Source organism: Pelagibius sp. Alg239-R121 (genome assembly GCF_947331435.1).
Lineage (GTDB): Bacteria > Pseudomonadota > Alphaproteobacteria > Kiloniellales > Kiloniellaceae > Denitrobaculum.
Genome location: NZ_CAMZOF010000005.1, coordinates 302527 through 325433, shown reverse-complemented (window position 1 = coordinate 325433; position 22907 = coordinate 302527). Strand labels below are relative to the sequence as shown.

Below are 22907 nucleotides of genomic sequence, written 5' to 3'. Positions count from 1 at the left end.
ACATGTCGAGCACCCACAAAACCAAAGTCCTCATCATCGGATCCGGCGCTGCCGGCCTAACCGCCGCAATCTATGCTGCGCGCGCCAATCTCAGCCCGATGCTGGTGGCCGGCCTGCAGCCTGGCGGACAGCTGACCATCACCACAGATGTCGAAAACTATCCAGGCTTCGCCGACGTGATTCAGGGTCCCTGGCTGATGGACCAGATGCAGAAGCAGGCCGAGCATGTCGGCACACAGATCATTTCCGACCTGATCACGGAAGTGGATTTCTCGGCCCGCCCCTTCGTCTGCAAAGGCGACAGCGGCGACAGTTATATCGCGGACGCAGTCATCATCTCGACCGGGGCGCAGGCACGCTGGCTGGGCCTGCCGAGCGAGCAGCATTTTAATGGTCGTGGCGTTTCGGCCTGCGCAACGTGTGACGGCTTCTTCTATCGCAACAAACCGGTGGTCGTGGTCGGCGGCGGCAACAGCGCCGTCGAGGAATCGCTCTATCTGGCGGGCATCTGCTCCAAAGTAACGCTGGTCCACCGCCGTGACAGTCTGCGCGCAGAACAGATCGCCCAGGAACGGCTGTTCAAGCATCCGAAGATTGATGTGGTCTGGAACGCCGTGGTCGACGAGATTCTCGGCGGCGACGGACCGATGGACGGTGTGGATGCCGTGCGTTTGCGTTCGACCACCAGCGGCGAAACCAGCGACCTCCCGACCGAGGGCGTCTTCGTTGCGATCGGACACGATCCCGCGACAGCGGTCTTCGCAAACCAACTCGACATGGACGACGAGGGCTATATCCTCGCCGCACCCAACTCGACCGAAACCTCGGTGCCAGGTGTCTTCGCGGCAGGCGATTGCGTCGATAAGATCTATCGTCAGGCGGTGACGGCAGCCGGCCTTGGCTGTATGGCGGCCCTGCAGACGGAAAAGTTTCTGGCGGAGAATGAGGCCGAACAATCCGAAGCGGCCGAGTAAGGTCCAAGAACATCTGCATCTAATCTGACGCAGGCAATCAACTCAGTTTGCGGGTTGTAGTTTCAGAGCCTGATCGTTTTCACGGGAATGATGACGACCGTGAGTCAGGCTCTACGTGATTGTGTTTGAGATCGCTTCACGTTCTTGATTGTTTCCATTAAGAACGATCCTGCTCTGAAGAGCAGTCGAAATTTAACGCCGAACTTAACCTCATCTTAGGGGTCATGGCGGGAAATCTATCCTGTCTGTATAGTAAGGTGGGATAATAATGCGGGCCAAGCGGTTGGTCCGGATCACGCGGATTGGCAGATTCAGTCTGGCTTGTGATGGTGGATGAGAGAAGGGGGTGGCTATGGCAGCGGCAGGGGAAACGATGCGGAAAAGCGCGCTTGGTGCCTCCATCATGGACTGGGACAAGCTGCGCATCTTTCACGCAGTTGCGGAAGCCGGCAGCTTTACACATGCCGGCGAGCTGCTGAATCTCAGCCAATCGGCGGTCAGCCGGCAGATCAGCGCGCTTGAAGACAGCCTGAAAGTGGCGCTCTTTCATCGGCACGCCCGCGGCCTGATCCTTACCGAACAGGGTGAACTGCTCTATCGCACCGCGCACGACGTCTTTGGCAAACTCGCCATGACCGAAGCGCAGCTGACAGAAAGCAAGGACCGTCCTAAGGGGCCTCTGAAGATCACCACGACAGTGGCTTTCGGATCGACCTGGCTGGCACCGCGCATGCGTGAGTTTATGGAGGTCTATCCTGAGATCGAGGTGCAATTGCTCCTCGCCGACCGGGAACTGGATCTTTCCATGCGCGAAGCGGACGTTGCAGTCCGTCTGACCCCGCCGCGGCAGCCAGATCTGGTCCAGCGCCACCTGCTGACCGTCCATATGCACATCTATTCGTCGGTCGGCTACATCAAGAAGCACGGCATGCCGAAAAGCCCGGAAGATCTCGATGATCACCGAATCATCGTCTACGGCGAGGAAAACCGTCCACCGGTCCCCGACGTCAACTGGCTGCTGCGGATCGGCTATCAACAGGGGCAACTGCGGCGCCCGGCAATGACGGTTAACAACGTTTACGGCATCATGCAGGCGTTGCAATCAGGCGCGGGGCTGGGCGCATTGCCCGACTTCATGCCGCAAGGAAATAACGAACTGGTTCAGGTTCTGCCAGAAATCGAGGGGCCGCAATTCGATGCCTACTTCGTGTATGCCGAAGAAATGCGGGCTTCCAAACGGATCTCGGTGTTCCGTGACTTCCTGCTGCGTAAGGTCGCAGACTCAATCTTCTAGATATCGCTGCATGAAGCCATTGCGGACAATGCCTAGTAGAACCTGGACTTTCCTATGCCTCAATCACTCGGAGGCGAAGCCTGTGCCTGCTTTTCTATAGGCTTCACGGGGCGGACTGAATATGTCCAGAACGCGGGCACCGTCGCCACCCGCCTTGAATCCATGGGGGACCTCGCCGGGCGTGCGCCAAAAATCCCCGGCTTTCACCGGAAACGCCTGTTCACCTTGAAAGCGCACGCCGCTGCCTTCAAGAAGCACGCCCCATTGTTCTTCAGAATGGCTGTGAACCTGTCCTTCCGCGTTCGGCTCGAAGCTTACCACTGAGAGCATGGAGTGATCGCCCACGAATATTCGGGTCTTCAGTCCGGGCGCAAGATCGCGCTGCAGACCTTGCGCGAGGTCGTTTAAATTGTAGAACTCCTGTGCCACATCCATCGTAGTCTCCCCACTAAAGTTTTGTTTTTGCTTGAGTAAAATACGAGCACCTGCACGTCCTCGACCTGTCCAATGAAAGCAGCGAACCTGCCCCAGAGAGCGGGTGGATTAGCATACATCGGCCAGCGTCCGGAGTGCTTGATCTTGGTGGCACAAACCGAGCGCCTTAGCGATCTGGCTGGACTTCAGCCTTGCGGACTGCAACTTGTCGTCCCTTGATTGACTCTCGATAGAAAACGAAGAGACCGCCTCCGACGATAAGCAATATGCCTGCAACCGACACCAGATCCGGCCAATCGCCCCAGATTACAATGCCCCAAATAATGGCGAGCGGTAGTGCACTGTATTCGAAAGGCGCGATCGATGTCGCCTCGGCCAAACGATAAGCCTGTGAGATCATGTAACCGCCGATCGCCGCCAAACTGCCGCATAGAAGCATTAATAATGCGTCCTGTTGGCTCGGCATGACCCACGCGCGAAACAGGAATTCAAGACTCGGATTGCTGCTGCCGGCAAAACGGCCGTCACCAAGCGCCAGACCGATGGTCCCGCTCGCAATAACAAAGGTGAAATGGATATAAAATGCCAGGGTCGATGCTTTGTAGGTGATCCCGATTCGTCGCGTGATGATCTGCATTGACGCGTAGCAAAATGCCGCGAGGACCGGCAGCAACGCGATAACCTGGATCACACCGTCGCCGGGACGCAGCATAACAATCACGCCGGCCAAACCCATGATAACTGCACACCACCTGACCGGGCCAACCTTTTCCCCCAGAAAAGGCACTGATAATATTGTAATGAACAGCGGCCCGATGAAAAAGATTGCCATGGCCTCGGCCAGCTGCATGGTCGCCAGGGCCAGAAAATAGCTCATATTGGCGACTACCAGAAGAAGCCCCCGGCCGATCAGCGGCATCAGGTGTCTGGTTTTCAATCCCCCAAGACCGCTTTCGAAGTGAACAACCACCAGAGTCAGGGTCATGGCTATGCTGGCACGTGCCAAAACAATCTCATGGAGCGGATAGGTGCCGCTCATCCACTTGATAACTACATCCTGCGTCGATAGAGCCCAAGCTCCCAGGATGATGCAGATAATACCCTGAATCTGCCTGTCCGCGCGGATCCGGCTCAGCACTTGGTTCGTTTTCTGTCGCCCATCATTCCACCTCTTCTTAAATTTTTTCGGCAAACGACCGTTGCCATACGGCCTTTATGTGGCGTCGGGCCAAATCTCAACGCGAGAGACGGATCGGGGGTTTCTGCTTGGTTAAGATGATATCCCGCAAATGGGAGCCCCCCAAGCGTTTCAAGAGGCATCAATGCAACAGGCATGAGATTTCGCTGTTCACCTAGGGAGTGAGCAGAAAAAGCCGTTTTTTAACAATATGTTATAAGATATGCAGAAGCTGCATATCTCCACTGCCTAAATAGACATCGACACTTGGCGAGGAATGCTTATCTTCTACTCATCGATGTTGCGACGCAGCATCAACGAGTTTCCACCTCCCCCGGTGGACTCGTGTTTCCGGACCCCCCTGTCCGGAACTAGGGTCTTCGGACCCCACGTCTCCCAGACGTGAAGCCTCCCTGTTCAACTTGCCGGGAACTACGGTTCCCGGCATTTTTTTTGCCAATCGCCCTTTTAAACGAAATGACGGCCGTCAGGCAAGCCGCCCGTCAGCCGTCAGGTCTAAAAGTTCGTATCGATTGGATTCATGATCTCAAGCGTACTCTGTTCGACTAAATGAACAGGCGCTCGCCCTTCATACCGCTATAGAGGTCTGCAACGAACTCGCCGTAGCCGTTATAGAGCAGCGTGGGGACCCGCTCATCAAGACCCAGAACGCGCTCACTCGCCTGACTCCAGCGCGGGTGGCTAACCTCAGGGTTCACGTTGGCCCAGAACCCATATTCAGAACTTTGGATCTCTTCCCAGAAGGATACCGGGCGCTTGTCGGTGAATTCAAACTGCACAATGCCCTTCACGTGCTTAAAGCCGTATTTCCAGGGCACCGCCAGACGAAGAGGAGCACCGTTTTGCTTGGGAATGGGCTTGCCATAGAGGCCGGTCGCAATGAACGCAAGCTCGTTGGTCGCTTCTTCAATCGTCAGGCCTTCCACGTACGGCCAGGGATACCAGCTTGCCTTCTGGCCACTGGCCACAGAGTCATCCTGGAATGTCACCATCTTGAGGTACTTTGCCGAGCCAAGCGGCCGTGCAAGATCGACGAGAGCCTTAAGCGGAAAGCCACTGTAAGGCACCGCCATGGACCAGGCTTCGACGCAGCGGTGCCGATAAACGCGCTCCTCAAGCGGAACCTTCGCTAGCAGGTCATCGATTCCGATTTCCATCGGCGCTTCGACCATACCGTCGATCTTCACCGTCCAGGGCCGGATCGAAAGGGCTTGTGCCTTCTGCCAGATGTTCTTCGAAGAACCAAATTCGTAATAGTTGTTGTAGGTCGTCGCCAGCTCTTCAGACGTTTCGTCCCGGTCGAGACGGTAGCGCAGATTGCGCTGGACCGGGTAAAGCTTCGCGGATGGATCCTGCTCCACACTGTCGTCGCTCGCTGCCTGGGCGGTCTGTGTGCTTTCGCCGTCGCAACCTGATACCAAACCAGCGGTCGCCGCCAGGATCGGTCCCGCAGCCAGCCCCTTGATCAATCGCCGCCGGTTCAGGAAGGTCGATTCCGAGGTTACTGAAGACTCCGGTAACTCCCAGCCCTTTTTGATCTTGATCAGCATGATGCAGCACTCCGCAATTACGTTAACCAGCTAGATAGTCCGAAACCGCTTCACAGGCAAATCAAGGACCCGCGAGGTGGAAGTTCCATAGAAAAAGGCCCGGTTTTTGGCCGGGCCTTCTGTATAACAAGACTTTCTTTCGGGAGTGTTAGGCCAATCAGGCGATCATGCTGCGCAGCATCCAGGCGGTCTTTTCGTGAACCGCAAGACGGTCCGCCAACAGTCCCATGGTCACTTCATCATCACCGGCATCGGCAATCGGCAACACGCCGCGGGCGGTCTTTGCGACGGCCTCATGAGCTTCAACCAGTTGCTTGACCATTTCACTGGCATTGGGCACATCCTCGGACTCCTGAATTGAACTCAGCCGGGCAAAAGCGGCATAACTGCCGGGGGCTGGTTCTCCCAGAGCACGGATACGCTCGGCAATCTCATCTACGGCGGTCGCCAGCTCGGTGTAGTGCTCCTCGAACATGGCATGCAAGGACTGGAACATGGGTCCGGTCACGTTCCAGTGGAAGTTATGGGTCTTGAGGTACAGCGTGTAGCTGTCCGCCAACAGGTGCGACAAGCCTTTCGCAACATTCTTCCGTTCTTCCTCGGGTATACCCGTATTGATTTCCATGATCCTCTCCTCTCTCCAGCATCAAGGGGTTATCTAGATTTTTTAGAATCGTTCTAATTACATGAATGATATAGGGAGAGGTTTCCTGAATATCAAGCATTTTTAGAATCATTCTAATTTATTAAATCACGCAAAAATTATTAGTTAATTCAATACCCTGAAGGACTCCCCAAACAGAATTTGGCCGACGCGATGAAGTTAATCGATCGCATCGGCCAAAAGGTCGTCGTTTTGTTGGATGTTTGTCCTAATTTTCCATCAGTGTTCGATTTGCTGGGACTCCAGGACGCGGTCAGCGAGCTTACCGGTAAGTTCCTGCAAATGGTCAAACTGCGATTCGAAACTGCCGACACCGATGGTCAAAGAACGAAGTTCAATGATCAGATCGTGCAGTTCCGCCTGCGGCATGTGGCATTTGAATTCGTCCCAGCTTTCCCAGCCTGATTTGGCCTCGAAGCCAAGAATCTGACCCCTTCGACTGCTCACCAGGCCATGAACCCTGGCCGTAAATTCAGCCGGTACGGAGATCACCACCTCATAGATGGGCTCGAGTAAGACAGGACTGCACTGCGGAAAACCTTCGGACATCGCCAGACGCGCCGCCGATTTGAAGGCTTGGTCAGAACTGTCGACCGAGTGATGCTGTCCGTCCACCAGAGTGACCGAGACGTCAACAACTGGAAAGCCGAGCGGCCCACAGGTCAGATACTCTTTGGCACCTGCTTCGACTGCCGAGATATACTGCTTGGGCACTGATCCGCCAACGACCTTGTCGACAAACTCAAATCCTTCGCCACGGCGCATCGGCTTGATTTCAACCTGGACATCTCCAAACTGTCCGTGACCGCCGCTCTGGCGTTTGAAGCGCGAGCGCTGACTGACCTGTTTCTTGATCGTCTCTTTGTAAGCCGTCTGCGGTGAGGCCGCGTCAACTTCGACATTGTACCTGCTTTTCAGTCTGTCGATCACGATCTTCAGATGAATCTCGCCTTGCCCCCAAAGCAACATCTGGTGCGTATCGTGATTATGCTGCACCGAAAGAGTAGGATCCTCCTCGATCAACCTTGCAATGCTCGCAGACAGCTTCACGTCATCCTGTCTGTTTCTGGGCGTAATCGCCAGCGCATACACCGGCCTTGGAACCTCCGGCCAAATGATGTCTGGGTTTTCAGAAGGGCCGGCCAAGGTCAAGAGGTTACCGGTCTTTGCGTCTTGCAGGCGTCCAAGTGCCACCAATTCACCTTCGCGCGCGACTGTGATTTTTTGGCAGTCCCCACCCATCAGGGCGTACAGCCCTGAAGGTTTGACATCACCGATCATTGCCGTTTCGGTAACTTCACCACGCCAAATCCGTGCCACAGAAAGCTTGCCGGTGTGCTGCTGATTGATGGTCTTGATAACGCTGGCGCTTAAGCCGCCGTTCACGGGGATTCCCATGCGGTTGGCAGCAACACTCGGCGGCGGCACATCATGCCGGAGCGCCTTGAACAGGCGCGTGACGCCATTGCCGTGTTCGCCCGATCCCATGAAAACCGGGACGATAAGATCCTCGGCAAGGTCCTTCGAGAGTTGGTTATAGACTTCATCGGATCCCGGAACACGGTCCTCAAGCAACTGCTCAAGCAGATCGTCGTCAAAATCAGCCAGGGATTCGAGCATCTCCTGCCGGGCTTCGCCCTCGCGCGATTTAATATCTTCGGGAATCTCGATCAGATCGGATGGTCCACCTTCCTTATACCGATAGGCACGTTCGCTAACGAGATCGACAAATCCGGTGATGCGGTCATCGTCGCGGATCGGCACCTGGCGAAGGAGCAGCGGACGCGTGGAAATACTCTGTAAGGCTTCCATGACATCGCGGACGCGGGTTGAGGCCTTGTCCGTTTTGCCGATAAACAGCAAATGAGGAATCTGGTGGTCGTCAAGAAACTTGAACAGCGGGGCCATCGCAAGGACGCGGTCCACCTCGGGAGGAATTACGACAATCGCGACATCGGCGGCCATAAGCGCGCTCTGGCTCTCATATGCCAACTCGATCGAACCCGGACAGTCGATGAAAAACCATCGCTCCCCAAGGTATTCGCAATGCGCAAAGTTGGCTTCGACCCCCATGAGCCGGTCGCGGGCCTCGGCCGAGGCGTCGCCAACTGTGTTGCCTTCGGTGATGGAACCTTTTCGTCCGATCGCCCCTGCCGCATGCAGCAGAGCTTCCATAAGCGTTGTCTTGCCGCTCGTGTAAGGTCCGACGATAACGGCACAACGTGCCGGTTCAGCAGACTTAGACGTCATTTTGTCCTCCCTTTGGCGCCCTCGTGGTACGACCAAAACGGATGATTCCCATTTGCTTGGCTACGTCACCCCAAAGGATCAAAAGACCTCTGGGCAGATTCGCCTGTTGCTTGGGAATCAAGCATCAGGACCGGACCACTCCGCGCTGGTTATGGTTAACGGTGTTCGATAAACGTCCTCATGACTTTTTCGGTTGATTTGCCATGGTCCCAAAGAATCTCCGAATCATGCAACAAGAAATCTATCGCAACCGCATTTGTCTGCAGATGAACACAAGACCGGCCCATAAAAAAACCGCCCGGGCCAGCCAGGCCATGGGCGGTTTTCGCGTGTGACACCAGGAGCTTGGCGCTTCCGGCGACGAATCTTTTTGCTTCTGTCGTCAGCTCAGGGCTTCACAGGCCTTTTTGATACGGGCGCAAGCCTCGCGCAGCGCTTCGGTGGAGGTCGCGTAGGAAATCCGGAAATAGGGCGACAGGCCGAAGGCCTCACCTTGAACCACCGCAACCCCCTCCGATTCCAACAGGTAAGTCACGAAATCACCATCGGAGGCAATGGTCTTCCCATCAGGCGTCGTCTTGCCGATCGTCCCGGCACAGGAAGGATAGACGTAGAAGGCTCCTTCCGGCGTAGGGCAATGAAGTCCCGGACAGAGATTCAGCAGCTCGACGACCATATCCCGACGCTCGCGAAAGACCTCGTTGCGCTCACCAATGAAATCCTGTGTGCCGCTCAGAGCCTCGACGGCCGCTGCCTGGCTGACCGAAGAGGGGTTCGAAGTACTCTGAGACTGAATTTTCGACATCGCCTTGATCAGGGCTGCCGGACCAGCAGCATAACCGATCCGCCAGCCGGTCATGGCATAAGCCTTCGACACGCCATTGATGGTCAGGGTCCGCTCCTTGAGTTGCGGCTCCACCTGGGCCGGGGTGACGAACTCAAAGCCGTCGTAGACCAGATGTTCGTACATATCGTCGGTCATCACCATCACATGGGGGTGACGCAGCAGCACGTCGGTCAGCGCCTTCATCTCGTCGCGAGTGTAGGCGGCGCCGGTCGGGTTGGACGGCGAGTTCAGGATCAGCCACTTGGTCTTGTCAGTGATCGCCTCGTCCAGGTCTTCAGGGCGCAGCTTGAATCCGTTATTCTGGGAGCAGGGCACCGCAACGGGCTCGCCTTCCGCCAATAGAACCATGTCGGGATAGGACACCCAGAACGGCGCCGGAATGACGACTTCATCACCGGGATTCACCGTCGCCATCAAGGCATTGTAAAGCACCTGCTTGCCACCGGTGCCCACGGTGATCTGATCCGGGGTGTATTCCAGATCGTTCTCACGCTTGAACTTCTCGCAGATTGCAGCCTTCAGGGCCGGGGTACCGTCAACGGCCGTGTATTTGGTATCGCCAGCGCGAATTGCCGCAATCGCCGCTTCTTTGATGTTGTCGGGCGTATCGAAATCCGGCTCCCCTGCCCCAAGACCGATGACGTCACGGCCTGCGGCTTTCAGCTCGCGTGCCTTAGTGCTGACGGCAATCGTGGGAGAGGGTTTAATTCTTGCGAGGCGATCCGCAATCTGCGCCATGACCTGTGGCTCCCTGAAAAATTGAATTGGGGTCACAAAGTGCGTGATCCCGAGTGAACGATAATGCTTGGCGAACGTAATAAAGCATCCACGCCATAGCAACCGCGAAGCGGCACCGAAAGCAAAGTTTCAGCCAATGTTCAGGAATCCGACAGGATTTGTGGTGCACCGCAAAAAAGTATCGTGCAAGAGCCCTTGAGCCCCCTGCCGATAAAGCTGACGCAATGCTGACACCTTTGGAGGCGGGATGTCGCACGCGCCCCAATGATGCCACAAAGAACCTTGGAATCGCCCCCTTCCCGCTCTCTCTCCGCCGCCGGCGTCCGGTGTTATGGCGAAATAGAGATGTTTCCAGAACCTGGTGAAGGACAGTAGCCATGCCCGCGATCCAAGCTTTCAAGTTTTCCGCCCCTGTCGACGCCCGTGCAGTACCGGCCGGCATCATTCCGCCGCGCATCGCCGCAGGCTGCGGTAAGGCCTTGACCGTGGTCCTCTTTTCGCTTTTGACCGCAATGGCCCTCCTCATCGCGACCCTGGTGCTTCTACCGGCGCACAGCATCGCGGCTCGGGCGGCCGGGGTTCCCGCAACGCAGGCTCCGGGCCAGATGGAGGATGAGGTTCTCTACGGCCTGTTTTTTCCTTCCAGCCCCGATGGAATGGCCTTTGAAGCGCCTCAGTTAAGCAGCGACGTGCGCATCGACGTCACCGGGATGGTTGCGCGGGTTAATCTGCGCCAGCGTTTTACCAACCCATCGGACAGCTGGCAGGAAGGAATCTACGTCTTCCCCCTTCCCGAGCGCTCGGCGGTTGACCGGCTGGTGATGACTGTCGGTGACCGGGTGATCACGGGCCAGATCCTCGAAAAAGAGGACGCAAAACGGGCCTATGATGCTGCAGCGGCCGCAGGCAAGCGGGCCAGCCTCTTGTCGTCCGAACGGCCCAATGTCTTTGTGACCTCGGTCGCCAACATCGGACCCGGCGAAGAAATCATCATCGACATCGAATATCAGGATAGTGCGGTCTATCGCGACGGTACTTTCTCACTGCGCTTCCCTATGGTGGTCGCGCCCCGCTACACACCGCGCGACGACACCCCGCAGGACCGGCCGGAGACAGTTGACAATAGCGGGACTCAAACATTGCGTCCCGAGCCCGCAGTTTTCGAACCAGAGGCACGTGACGTCTTTGGGCCGGTCGGCAGCGAGACCAATCCTGTCACCTTGAGCATGCGCCTGGATCCGGGTTTTTCGCTGGCCAACCTGACAAGTCTCTACCATCCCGTCGATATCGAAACACTGGATGAGCGCCGGAAAGTCGTCACACTGCGCGACGGCTCGGTCCCGGCCAACAAGGATTTTGTCGTCGAATGGCGGCTTGCATCAAGCAACATGCCCCAGGCGGCGGTCTTCGTGGAGGAATTCGATGGTGAGAGCTATGTCATGATGATGGTGACGCCGCCTGTACAGGAGTCCCATCCTGAAAACCTGGAGGGCCTGGACAACCACCCAGCACTGCCCCCTATCCCCTCACGAGATATCGTCTTCGTGATCGACACATCTGGTTCGATGCACGGCGCCTCGATCGAACAGGCACGGGCCGCCTTATCCCTCGCCGTCTCCCGTCTGCAACCGCAAGACCGTTTCAACGTCATCCGATTTGACAATGAGACCTATAGCCTGTTCGACGGAATCGTTCCGGTAAACGCAGATACCCTCAGGCGCGCCCAGGCCTACGTAAACGCACTGGAAGCCGATGGCGGTACGGAAATGCGCCCGGCACTGCTTCAAGCCCTGGAGATGAACACCGACGCCGAAAGCTACGGTGCCGATGCTCAGTCAGACGGCCGGTTGCAACAGGTTGTCTTCCTGACTGACGGTGCGGTCGGCAACGAAGCCGAACTCTTTAAGCTGATCAATGAGAAACTCGATTCCACCCGGCTTTTCACCGTTGGTATCGGTTCGGCACCCAACAGTTACTTCATGCGCAAGGCCGCCGAGGCCGGACGTGGCACCTTCACCTATATCGGCGATCCGAACGAAGTTTCGCTCAAAATGTCTGAACTGCTTCGTAAACTGGAGCGGCCGGCCCTGACCGATATCACTCTCGGTTGGCCCGGCTCCGCCGGAAAAAAGATCGAGAGTTATCCTTCGATCATTCCCGATCTATACCAGGGTGAGCCGGTAGTGGTGATCGCGAAGGTCGGTGAAGTCGATCTGGAGGCCCTGAGCGGCCGGGTACTGGTCAGCGGCAGGCAGGGCATTGACTCCTGGCAACGCCGCGCGTCGCTGGAACAGCCGAGCCAAGCTCAGGGCGTCGCTTCCCTCTGGGCCCGTGCCAAGTTCGAGGAAATTACCGACGGCCTCTATCTCGGGCGCGATCCGGTGGCCGTCCGCATGGACGCGCTCGAAGTTGCCTTGGAGCATCAACTCGTCACCCGCTACACCAGCCTGGTTGCAATCGACGACGAACCGGCGCGGCCTGACGACGAAGCGTTGCAGAGCCATGAAGTACCGCGTGAACTGCCCGAAGGCTGGAGTCACGAAAAGGTCTTTGGCAGCGAGGAAAGTTTGCTTGAACCTGAGCCAGAGCCTGCCGCGCTGCCTGCACCACAGCCCGCAAAGAGTAAAATAATGCCCGCCCGCAAACTTCCGGCATCGATCGCAGGCATGGCACTGGCTGCAAAAGGCGAGGCAGTCCAGTTGCCCCAGACGGCTACGCCGGCGGCACTGAACGCGATGCTCGGGATTTTCTTCATACTGCTGGGCGGGCTGCTCTTCGTAGCAACCGGCCGCAGGAGCAACGGGTTTCGCGATCATGCGTAAGCCCTTCAACCTCAAAAGCGTATCGCGCCGAACGGCAACCGTCTTTCTTGCCTGTGCGATGATCGGGCTCGGAGTCTGGCAGATCGGACAAGCCGGCTATATCCATCTCAAGGCCAAGGTGGCGCAGGTTCTGGTTCAAGATGCCTGGGCTGAAACCCTCACGGGCCAGAGCCAGGTCCGTCCTTGGCCCTGGGCTGATACCTGGCCTGTCGCGCGCCTGCAAATCCCAGAACTAGACGTCGACCTGATGGTTCTCGCGGGGGCCAACGGGCCAGCACTGGCCTTTGGACCGGCCCATCTCGTCGGCACGGCAGCGCCCGGAACAGCCGGCCACAGCATCCTGGCCGGGCACCGCGACACTCACTTCGCATTTCTGCAAAAGGTTGAAGATGGTACTCAGATTCGAGTCCAATCGCCGGACGGCGCCTGGCGGGATTACAGCGTGACAGACCGGCAGGTCATTGACTCCCGCTATGCGCGCCTGGCATCAGGCAACGGTGAAGCCGCCTTAACCCTCGTGACCTGTTATCCCTTTGATACGGTTGTACCCGGCGGGCCCTTGAGGTACCTGGTTTCGGCCTTCGAACAGCAAGAAAGTGCATGGATGCCGCCCGATCTAAAATCCAGATTAGACAGCAAAGGTAGCACAAGCACACAACCCTTAGGAGAGCTCTGAAGCCCTAAGTCTTCACGCCGTATTAATAAGCTGTTCGTAAACTGACCTTTCCCAGTAACGCAGGCTGAATCCGCAATTTCGTGCAGGTTCAGCCCGTTTCGGCAGAGTAATTATGGCCAACACCCCTTCGCAGCTTCAGTCAGAGAAGCAGCTGCGCCAGGAACGCGATCGCTTTCTTGCGTTTGCGTTTTGTCGTGCCGATCTATTGCTCGAACTGACCACCGGTCGTGAAATCGTGTTTGCTAGCGGCGCCTGCCGGAGTGTTTTCGGGCTTTCGGCCGAGGACCTAACCGGACGCGATTTTCTGGAGCTCGTGATCGAACAGGATCACCCGGTCATCATCGAGACTCTCGCTGGCATGACTGGTGGCATCAGGCCCGAACCGATCAATATCACCTGCCGTGACACTGAAGATGCGAAGCGCGTTCTGTCTGTGACCGGATACTTCGTCGAAGACCTGCAAAGACACTATTTCCTCTCCTGCAAGATTCCAACCACCACAAGGGCAAGTTCACCTGCGGACGAACGCGAAGCTGGTGGCGCAATCATGCACGACACGGCCAGTTTCAGTCAGGTGATCGAAGGGAGCCTGGAAACAGCGGGCGAGCATAAATTGACCCTTCTCGATCTGGGCAACTATGCGGCGGTACTGGATCAACTGGACTCCTCCTCCCAGGAGGAACTGCACGAGACAATCAACAGCTATTTGCGCGCCAGTTCAGATAACGCAAATTCCGCCGCAGCCTTCGGCGAAGGGCGATTCGGCCTGGTCCATCGGCCGGAGTTGGACATTGAACATCTGAGTTTGGAAATCTCGGCCCAAGTAAAATCTGCTGATCCAAGCGGCCTTGGCATCGAGATCGAAAAAGCCAGTATCGTTCTTGCCGAGGCGGGTGTCGCTGGCGGCAACCCGGCCCAGGCCTTCGATTACATGGTGCGCCAGTTCGCCCGCGGCGGCGAAGACGGTATCAAACTCAACGATCTTCAGAATGGCCTGCCTGAAGTCCTGAACAGGATCCAGAAAACCGCGACCCAGGTCAGATCGGTGATTGCCGACGAATCTTTCAAGATGGCGTTCCAACCAATCGTAGATCTGACATCGCGCGAAATCCATCATTACGAACTCCTCGCCCGCATCGATGGCGAGATCGGCTCGCCGGCAAAGTTCATCGAGTCTGCAGAAGACCTCAGCCTGATCCGCGGATTCGATATGGCAGTCTGCCGCAAGGCCATAAGCTGGCTGCGCAAACAGGGCGATATGGCGGCGCAGCGCTCCGTCGCTGTAAACCTCTCGGCCCAATCGATCGGTGATGTGGCTTTCGTCGGGCACCTCAAGGAGCAACTGGTCGCGCTTGAAGACAACCGGCAGAATCTGCTGTTCGAGATCACCGAGTCCTCCCGCATGGAGAACCCGGAGGCTGCCAACAAGGCCATGCAGGACCTACGAATGGCCGGCCACCTGGTCTGCCTGGACGATTTCGGTGTTGGCGAAGCCTCGCTGCAATACCTTCGGCAGTTTCAGGTCGATATTCTGAAAATTGACGGCAGCTACGTCCGCGAATGCCTGAGCGACACGACCTCGGCTCATATTCTCAAGGCCATCGCGGAGCTTTGTTCGGACCTGGAGATCGACACAGTCGCGGAGATGGTCGAAGATCAGGAAACCTGTAAGTTTCTGATCAACTGCGGCATCACCTTCGGTCAGGGCTACTATTTTGGCCGGCCCTCGCAGGAGATACACGTATTTGAAGAATCCGAGAAACAGCGCCCGGTCGCCAGGCGCCGCGGCGCAACCGAATCCTGGGGCTAGGCTCCACCTTAGGTATTATGGCGCTTTACCGACCCCTCAAGAGAGCGGGCGGTCCTGCCCCGAGAGCGCGCTGATTTTGTGGGAAGCGAGTCAGTCAAGACTGGCCCTCGCCGCCGCCGCGAGTCATAAATACGATCATGAGCACAACACTGATCGAAGCCCTGCCCGACTCCTTTTCCAAGGCCGACTCCCGCCCCTTCCGGATCGATTCCGAATACGAACCGGCTGGAGATCAGCCCAAGGCGATCGAGGAGCTGACCCAAGGTTTTATCAACGGTGAGCGGGACCAGGTACTGCTCGGCGTCACGGGGTCCGGCAAGACCTTCACCATGGCTCATGCCATTCAAAACCTGCAGCGTCCGACGCTCGTGTTGGCCCACAACAAAACCCTCGCGGCTCAACTTTACTCGGAGATGAAATCCTTCTTCCCGGACAATGCGGTCGAGTATTTCGTCTCCTACTATGACTACTACCAGCCCGAAGCCTACGTCCCGCGCAGCGATACCTATATCGAGAAGGACTCCTCGGTCAACGAACAGATCGACCGCATGCGCCACTCGGCAACCCGCGCCCTGTTTGAGCGCGACGACGTTATCATCGTTGCCTCCGTGTCCTGCATCTATGGTATCGGCTCGCCCGAGACCTACGCGCAAATGATCATCAGCCTGAAGCCCGGACAGATGATCGACCGGCGCGAACTGCTGGCTTCTCTGGTCGAGCTGCATTACTCCCGCAACGACGTTGCCTTTGGGCGTGGGACCTTCCGGGTCAACGGCGATACCATCGAGATCTTTCCTGCTCACTACGAGGATCGGGCCTGGCGGGTCAGTCTGTTCGGTGACGAAATCGAATACATCCACGAATTCGACCCTCTGACCGGTCAGAAAACCGACGCGCTGGAACAGATCAAGGTCTATGCCAACAGTCACTATGTGACACCACGCCCGACGCTCCAGCAGGCAGTCAAGCAGATCAAAGCGGATCTCAAGACGCAGCTGGCGCATTTCCGTACCACTAACCAGCTTCTGGCGGCGGAACGCCTTGAACAGCGCACGACCTTCGACATGGAGATGATCGAGGCCACCGGCTCCTGCGCTGGCATCGAAAACTATTCGCGCTATCTGACCGGACGGGAACCCGGCGAACCGCCGCCGACCCTCTTCGAGTATTTGCCTGAAAACGCGATGATTTTCGTCGACGAGAGTCACGTCACCACGGGTCAGCTCCATGGCATGTACCGAGGCGACTTTGCGCGCAAATCGACGCTGGCCGAATACGGCTTCCGCCTGCCCTCCTGCATCGACAACCGGCCTCTGAAGTTCGAGGAATGGAACGCGATGCGGCCGCAATCGGTCTATGTTTCAGCGACCCCTGGCAAGTGGGAGCTTGAGCAAACCGGTGGCGTCTATGCAGAGCAGGTGATCCGGCCGACGGGCCTGATTGATCCGGTCTGCGAGATCAGGCCAACCGAAACCCAGGTCGACGACCTCATCGGCGAATGCCGCCTTGCGGTGGATGCGGGTTTACGGGTCCTGGTGACGACCCTGACCAAGCGCATGGCCGAAGATCTGACCGAGTATATGTACGAGGCCGGGATCAAGGTCCGCTACGTCCACTCGGACGTGGACACACTGGAACGCATCGAGATCATCCGCGATCTGCGTCTTGGTGTGTTCGATGTCCTGATCGGCATCAATCTGCTGCGCGAAGGGCTCGATATTCCTGAGTGCGGCCGGGTCTGTATCCTGGATGCGGACCGTGAGGGTTTTCTGCGCTCGACCACTTCGCTGATCCAAACGATCGGCCGCGCGGCCCGTAACGTCGATGGCAAGGTGATTCTTTACGCCGATGTCATGACCGACTCTTTAAAGGCGGCCTTGGGTGAAACCGATCGCAGGCGGGAAAAACAGCAGGCCTACAACGCGGCCCACGGCATCACGCCTGAATCTATCCGCAAACAGATTACCGATATTCTGCAGAGCGTATACGAAAGCGACCATGTGACCGTCGATACCGGCGATCAAACAACGCCGCACCTGATCGGCAACAACCTTAAGACCCACCTTGAAGACCTTAACAAACGCATGCGCGCCGCGGCCGCCGATCTGGAATTCGAGGAAGCCGCCCGTCTTAGAGATGAAATACGGCACCTGGAAAACAGCGAGCTTGAACTAACGTCCAAACACCCTAAGTCGGGAAGTGCAGACTTTACCGGTCGTATTGCTCGTGCCGACGCCGCGTCGAAGAGCCGGAAAAAGTCCAAGGGTAAAGCGCGCCGACGCTAAGCGGCTGCCAATAATATACGCTGCGAGCACACACAACCTGTGAACGCCAAGGACTTAGCCACTTCAAGCTTCACGTCCGAAGTTCACGGATAAGGGCGCGCCCATCCCCAGATCGGCTTACGTGTATCTACGGATATTGGGAGCTGCCAACTTCTCGTACAGTTATGCAACTTGGCGTTTTTGCCGGAATCATGGATGTGCCGCAGTTAACTCACTTTAACGATCATACCGCTATCAGGAAGTATGATGCGCTCCGTACACCGATCTGGGTGTTCGATGTCGAACGCCACGGGATGTGGTGGGCGAACAAAAGTGCATTGAAATTCTGGGATGCGGGCTCTCTCGAAGAACTCGTCTCACGGGATTATTCCGGTGATTCGGAGACCGTCCGGCTGCGACTGAGGCAGATCGTCGAAACGACCCTTGACGGCGATTCAGTGATGGAGACCTGGACTCTCTATCCAAAAGGCCATCCGACCACCGTCGTTTTGGACATGAAACCGGTCACTATCGAACAAGATATCCCGGCTATCCTCATAGAGGCGACTGCGCCAATCGATCTTCGCCGGGAACCTGAAGCTCTGCGGATCTTGGAGGCCGCGCGCTACACTCCACTCATGGTCAGTATTTTTTCGCTCGAGGGCGAATTGCTTGCTCAAAATCCAGCCGCCAGTGTCGCATACAATCTCCCGCAGGATGGGCAGGCGGGGACTTCAAGTGCGTTGGGCCAGCGCTTCATCAAACCGCAGGCCGTCGATGCACTGGTGAAATCTTGCCGGCGCGGACATCGGCATAGCGGCGACTTCCGGGTACGGACCTCGAAGGGCAAACGCTGGCATCACCTGGATGCCCGGCCCGCCCAGGATCCCATGACCGGCGATCGCTCGATTGTCATTACCGAGGAAGATATTTCGTCGCGAAAACGCGCGGAACGGCAGCTCGAGAGTCTAAATCAGACCCTGGAACGCCGGGTTCAGGAACGGACGCACGAACTAGATACTGCCCGTCTTGCGGCAATCCAGGCAAATCATGCCAAAAGCGACTTTCTGGCCACCATGAGCCATGAGCTGCGAACACCGCTCAATGCAATTATCGGTTTCACGGATCTGTTGCTCAATGGCGTTTACGGCGAGTTAAACGGCAGGCAGAGCGAAATTCTCGAGGACATCGGCGCCAGCGGCAACCATCTCTTCAATCTGATTTCTGACCTCCTGGACGCGTCGCGCATCGAGGCCGGACGCCTGGAGTTAAAAGAAACACAGGTCAACCTCAATGCCATCCTGGAAGAATGCACAACCGCGTTGGAGCCGGCTTGTAAAGGAAAGAACGTTAACATTACCCGGCAAGGATTGGATGCATCGACTGAACTGTACGCCGACCATACCCGCCTGAAGCAGATCTTGCTGAACCTGATCTCAAATGCAGTGAAATTTACGCCGGGTGGCGGAACCGTGAAGCTGCAGGTCGAACTTAACGCCCACAGAGATTATCTAATATTGAGCATCACCGATACAGGGATCGGTGTCCCAGAAGAAATGATCCCGGCCTTGTTCGAACCCTTTTCCCAGGCGAGCCCTGATCACAGCAGTTTGCAGCGCGGTGCCGGTCTTGGCCTCTACATCGCCAAGAGCCTGGTCCAGCTACATGACGGCGACATTTCCTTTCAGAGCCGCGTTGGCGAAGGCAGCTGCGTGACCGTATCCCTGCCTCAGGCAAGATTGATCGCAAGCTAGGGCGCGATCGTTCTTGACGAAATAGCGTCAAGAACGGGAATCGCCCTCACACTCTAAACCGGGACACCGCGATCAGGCGACGGGATCCTGAGGCTTCATTTCGAGAATATGCCGCCAACCTTCACCACTCGACATCAGACAGCTCTTGCCGCCTGGCTGCGTCATCAGCAAGGTCCAAGAGCCGGAAGGCCCGGAAAACACTTCAAGCAAGCGACCGTCGGCAGTGATTCCGTAAGCAGTGCGACCCTCGTGGTAGCGGTCTTTCAAGCTATCCAGGATGGCTTGACGCTCTCCACAGGAGACGGCCTGCGCGGATGCCGGCGTTGCTGCGACGGCACCGGAGACGAGCATCATCGCGAAAGCCCCCGGCATCGAAATCTTCTTCATCGCTTCAACAAAATTCGACATTGCATCCTCCACCTCGACCTTGCCGGATCCTTTCTTTGCACCGGCACGTCGGGTAATCAGTTGACTACAGGACCTCTCCCGTCTTGCTTTAGATATGGTTAATGCTTTAGCAACATCAATAAATAACGCAAACGTGATGTATAAAAACTCGCTGTTGGTTCTTCAATTTTTTGTGTCAGGGAATATATTTTTTACATATGCAAATGTTTTGTTTCCTGACAAATATCAGCGTTAAGAAAGACTTACGCGGAACGCGTTTCTTTTAAGCCAAAACAGATTCTGTGCATGACAGTTCACGAGAAAGAGTGACAAATTAATGGCTGCAAAGCCATCGGATTTAGTGACGCAGGTACAGGAATTGGTTCGCCTCTGTATATAGGCTTCAAGTCTATATATAGAGTTTGGTTGAGAATGGAGTGGAGAAACGCGTTGGGCGCGAGCGATGGCATTCTTGAAATGAGGGAGAATTAGCGGATGAGCGAAAAGATCGAAAAGACAGATGCTGAATGGCGTGCTCAGTTGAGCTCCGAACAGTATCACGTGACCCGACAAGCGGGTACAGAACGTCCTTTTCAAAACTTGTATCATGATAACAAAAACCCGGGCACCTATGCCTGCATCTGCTGCGACACACCGCTTTTCCGATCAGGTGAAAAATATGATTCCGGAACTGGATGGCCGTCGTTCTGGGCACCCGTTTCAGAGGAAGCCGTTGCAACGAAGGTTGACCGCAAGCTCTGGATGAAGCGGACCGAGGTCCTCTGCGCGCGCTGCGATGCCCACCTCGGACATGTTTTTGAAGATGGCCCCGCTCCCACAGGTTTGCGCTACTGCATGAACTCGGCATCGCTGAACCTGAAACCCGGCGATGGCGGAGATGATAACGCCTGAGAAACCCTCGACGGCTCAAGTCGAACGTTTCGAGCACTGCGCGCGAGATGAAGTAGGAGGGTGAGCGTGAATTCGCATAGCAGGGGTTACCAATACTGCAGAAATCCGATAAATATTGAAAATTCCGGGGGGAAGACGCATTTACCTATCCATTCCACCATCGACCTGATTATGCACCTCGATAAGGAACACCCTTAAGAGCGCGAAGGCGGTCCGTGCCGCGCACAACAGATTGGTTGACATGTTTTTTGCCATCACAGCCCTATCCGGCGGGTCGTACGTTCCCGCCCGCCCCAAGATCATGCGCCGGAAAAGGGTTTAGCCACTGTGACGCCATTAGCCTTTATGATGACCGGCGCCGGACTGCTGCTCCTTGCATTTGGCGGTGAGGTTCTGCTGCGCGGCGCCATCGGCGTGGCCAACAACCTCGGCCTGTCGCCCATGCTGATCGGCCTGACGGTTGTGGCTTTTGCGACGTCTATGCCTGAACTTGTGGTGACAATAACCGCCGGCCTGGAAGACGTTACAGATATCGGCGTCGGCAACGTGGTCGGATCCAATATCGCCAACATCCTTTTGATTCTGGGTGTGGCGGCCATCATCTCGCCGATCGCCACCAAACCAAAACTGGTGTTGCGGGACTGCCTTGCTGTCCTCGCAGCGACCGCGATGTTCGTGGGCTTCGCCTATTATGGCGAACTGTCTTTTTTACACGGCGTTGTCATGATTGCCGTTCTTATCGGCTATGTCTGGTACAGCTACCGTACTGATGCCTCCAGAAACGGAAGCGATGCGCCAGAGGACGTCCTGGCCGGGCTGGACGAAGAGGTTACAGAAGAAATCGAGAGTGCGCCGAAATCGGTGATGGTCGCGGTCTTGCTTGTGCTCGGTGGCATCACAGGCCTGGTTTTGGGGTCCGAACTACTGGTTCGGGGCGCGGTGCAGATCGCCCGCGCAGCTGGCGTCTCAGAAACGGTTATAGGCCTGACCCTGGTGGCCTTCGGAACTTCACTGCCTGAGCTCGCAACCTCCATCACCGCAGCCATACGCGGGCACACAGAAGTCGCCCTCGGCAATGCGCTGGGATCGAACCTCTTCAACATTCTACTGATCCTGGGTGTGCTGGCGATGGTGACGCCGTTTCATGTCGATGCGGCCGTTCTCGGCTTCGATGTCTGGATCATGGCGGCAGTCTCCTTAATGGTCGTTCCGCTGATCATGTTCCGGGGTCAGATTGGCCGCCGTTCCGGTCTGATCTTTTTGCTGCTCTATGGTCTCTACATTACTTATCAGTTCGGCGTGGTTCCGGCTGCAGTCTAACCGCAATGCCCCGTTGTGCCTGTTCTGGCGGCCAGTGCGCCACCAATTTTGACTGCAACTGGCAAGAGCGAAAATTGCCCTGTAACCCGCCAAATCAGAGTCCGGTCGCTTTTCGACGCAGACCCTATAATTTGCGTCGCGGCGGAACTTGTCATTACGCGCCCTCTTCTGCATGCTCGCGCCGATGAATGAACAGAAAGCCTTAAGCCATTCCACCAGCTATCCGCGCGCCGTGCTGATAACCGGTGCGGCAAAGCGCATAGGACGTGCGCTTGCATTGGATTTTGCCGCCCAGGGCTGGGCTGTCGCCGCGCACTACAACACCTCGGATGCGGAAGCTAAGGCACTGGTCGAGGAGATTACAGCGAACGGCGGCAGAGCGGTGGCCATTCAGGCCGACTTGGCGGACGAGCCAGCGGTGCAGGACCTGATTCCGAATGCGGTCGAGCAAATCGGTCCGCTGGGATGCCTGATTAACAACGCCTCGACCTTCGAATTGGATTCCATCGAGACAGCCTCAAGACAAAGCTGGGACCAGCATGTCGAACCCAACCTTCGTGCCCCGCTGGTTCTCATACAGAGCTTCGCGCAAGCACTTGCAACCGAGGTGACGCGAAACGGGCACGATCCGGAACCTTTGGGCGGAGTTGTCATCAACATGATCGATCAGCGGGTCTGGAATGAGACGCCGCACTATCTGAGTTACTCTCTCTCCAAAGCCGGCCTGTGGGCACTCACAAAAGCACTCGCGCTTGAGCTGGCACCCAGGATCCGTGTTAATGGTATCGGACCCGGCCCGGCCCTGCCCAATGCCAGGCAGAGCGATGTCGATTTCAAGGCACAGTGTTTGACCCTTCCTCTTGGAATCGGGACATCGCCAGAAGAAATATGCTCTGCCGCACGGTTTTTGCTGGCAGCAAAGTCGATGACAGGTCAGATGATTGCACTGGATGGCGGCGAACACCTTGGTTGGGCGCAGCCGGCCAAAGATCATAAATTTTTGGATTAATAA

Annotated in this window: 17 protein-coding genes; 10 read left to right on the top strand and 7 right to left on the bottom strand. The window is 56.6% G+C overall.

Translation table 11 applies throughout. The features are described from left to right. Positions 1-2 precede the first annotated feature (2 nt). Positions 3-974, top strand: coding sequence for a thioredoxin-disulfide reductase (trxB, locus tag QMZ18_RS17865; RefSeq protein WP_282607686.1), 972 nt, complete (start codon positions 3-5; stop codon positions 972-974). Positions 975-1377: 403 nt separating this feature from the next. Next, positions 1378-2268: a LysR family transcriptional regulator gene (locus QMZ18_RS17860; RefSeq protein ID WP_322097240.1), complete on the top strand. Its 891-nt coding sequence runs from the start codon at positions 1378-1380 to the stop codon at positions 2266-2268. A gap of 63 nt (positions 2269-2331) precedes the next feature. Here QMZ18_RS17860 and QMZ18_RS17855 read toward each other — a convergent pair whose 3' ends face one another. From QMZ18_RS17855 to QMZ18_RS17830, 6 genes are all read right to left on the bottom strand, one after another. Continuing rightward, complete coding sequence (locus QMZ18_RS17855) at positions 2332-2703, bottom strand: cupin domain-containing protein (protein WP_282607685.1); 372 nt, start codon at positions 2701-2703, stop codon at positions 2332-2334. 166 nt (positions 2704-2869) lie between these two features. Continuing rightward, positions 2870-3841 carry a DMT family transporter gene (locus QMZ18_RS17850; protein WP_282607684.1) on the bottom strand — a complete coding sequence of 324 codons (972 nt, stop codon included), beginning with the start codon at positions 3839-3841 and terminating at the stop codon, positions 2870-2872. A 605-nt stretch (positions 3842-4446) separates the two neighbouring features. Continuing rightward, positions 4447-5451 carry a protein-methionine-sulfoxide reductase catalytic subunit MsrP gene (gene msrP / locus QMZ18_RS17845; RefSeq protein ID WP_282607683.1) on the bottom strand — a complete coding sequence of 335 codons (1005 nt, stop codon included), beginning with the start codon at positions 5449-5451 and terminating at the stop codon, positions 4447-4449. A 157-nt stretch (positions 5452-5608) separates the two neighbouring features. Further along, complete coding sequence (locus tag QMZ18_RS17840) at positions 5609-6076, bottom strand: Dps family protein (protein WP_282607682.1); 468 nt, start codon at positions 6074-6076, stop codon at positions 5609-5611. A 258-nt stretch (positions 6077-6334) separates the two neighbouring features. Beyond that, the gene (locus tag QMZ18_RS17835) at positions 6335-8365 is read right to left on the bottom strand and encodes an elongation factor G (protein ID WP_282607681.1); all 2031 of its coding nucleotides are present in this window, start codon (positions 8363-8365) and stop codon (positions 6335-6337) included. 382 nt (positions 8366-8747) lie between these two features. Then, positions 8748-9950, bottom strand: coding sequence for an aspartate transaminase (locus QMZ18_RS17830; RefSeq protein ID WP_282607680.1), 1203 nt, complete (start codon positions 9948-9950; stop codon positions 8748-8750). Positions 9951-10327: 377 nt separating this feature from the next. On the opposite strand from QMZ18_RS17830, the gene QMZ18_RS17825 reads away from it, so the two are divergent. The 5 genes from QMZ18_RS17825 (at position 10328) to QMZ18_RS17805 (ending at position 19276) form a co-directional block, all read left to right on the top strand. Next, positions 10328-12772, top strand: coding sequence for a marine proteobacterial sortase target protein (locus tag QMZ18_RS17825; protein WP_282607679.1), 2445 nt, complete (start codon positions 10328-10330; stop codon positions 12770-12772). Then, entirely contained in the window at positions 12765-13448 is a 684-nt protein-coding gene (locus tag QMZ18_RS17820) for a class GN sortase (RefSeq protein WP_282607678.1), read from the top strand. The genes QMZ18_RS17825 and QMZ18_RS17820 overlap by 8 nt, the downstream gene beginning before the upstream one ends. Before the next feature lie 112 nt (positions 13449-13560). Beyond that, the gene (locus QMZ18_RS17815) at positions 13561-15258 is read left to right on the top strand and encodes an EAL domain-containing protein (RefSeq protein ID WP_282607677.1); all 1698 of its coding nucleotides are present in this window, start codon (positions 13561-13563) and stop codon (positions 15256-15258) included. 137 nt (positions 15259-15395) lie between these two features. Next, positions 15396-17543 (top strand): excinuclease ABC subunit UvrB, encoded by a 2148-nt coding sequence (uvrB, locus tag QMZ18_RS17810; protein ID WP_282607676.1) that lies wholly within the window; start codon positions 15396-15398, stop codon positions 17541-17543. A 197-nt stretch (positions 17544-17740) separates the two neighbouring features. After that, the gene (locus QMZ18_RS17805) at positions 17741-19276 is read left to right on the top strand and encodes a PAS domain-containing sensor histidine kinase (RefSeq protein WP_282607675.1); all 1536 of its coding nucleotides are present in this window, start codon (positions 17741-17743) and stop codon (positions 19274-19276) included. 72 nt (positions 19277-19348) lie between these two features. Here the strand turns inward: QMZ18_RS17805 and QMZ18_RS17800 are convergent, their stop codons facing one another. Further along, positions 19349-19684, bottom strand: a complete 336-nt coding sequence (locus tag QMZ18_RS17800; protein WP_282607674.1) for a hypothetical protein — start codon at positions 19682-19684, stop codon at positions 19349-19351. Between the two features lie 474 nt (positions 19685-20158). On the opposite strand from QMZ18_RS17800, the gene msrB reads away from it, so the two are divergent. The 3 genes from msrB to QMZ18_RS17785 all read left to right on the top strand — a co-directional run bounded on the left by msrB (position 20159) and on the right by QMZ18_RS17785 (position 22904). Then, entirely contained in the window at positions 20159-20575 is a 417-nt protein-coding gene (msrB, locus tag QMZ18_RS17795) for a peptide-methionine (R)-S-oxide reductase MsrB (protein WP_282607673.1), read from the top strand. Positions 20576-20902: 327 nt separating this feature from the next. Next, positions 20903-21895, top strand: a complete 993-nt coding sequence (locus QMZ18_RS17790) for a calcium/sodium antiporter (protein WP_282607672.1) — start codon at positions 20903-20905, stop codon at positions 21893-21895. Between the two features lie 184 nt (positions 21896-22079). Then, positions 22080-22904, top strand: a complete 825-nt coding sequence (locus QMZ18_RS17785) for an SDR family oxidoreductase (protein WP_282607671.1) — start codon at positions 22080-22082, stop codon at positions 22902-22904. Positions 22905-22907: the final 3 nt, after the last annotated feature.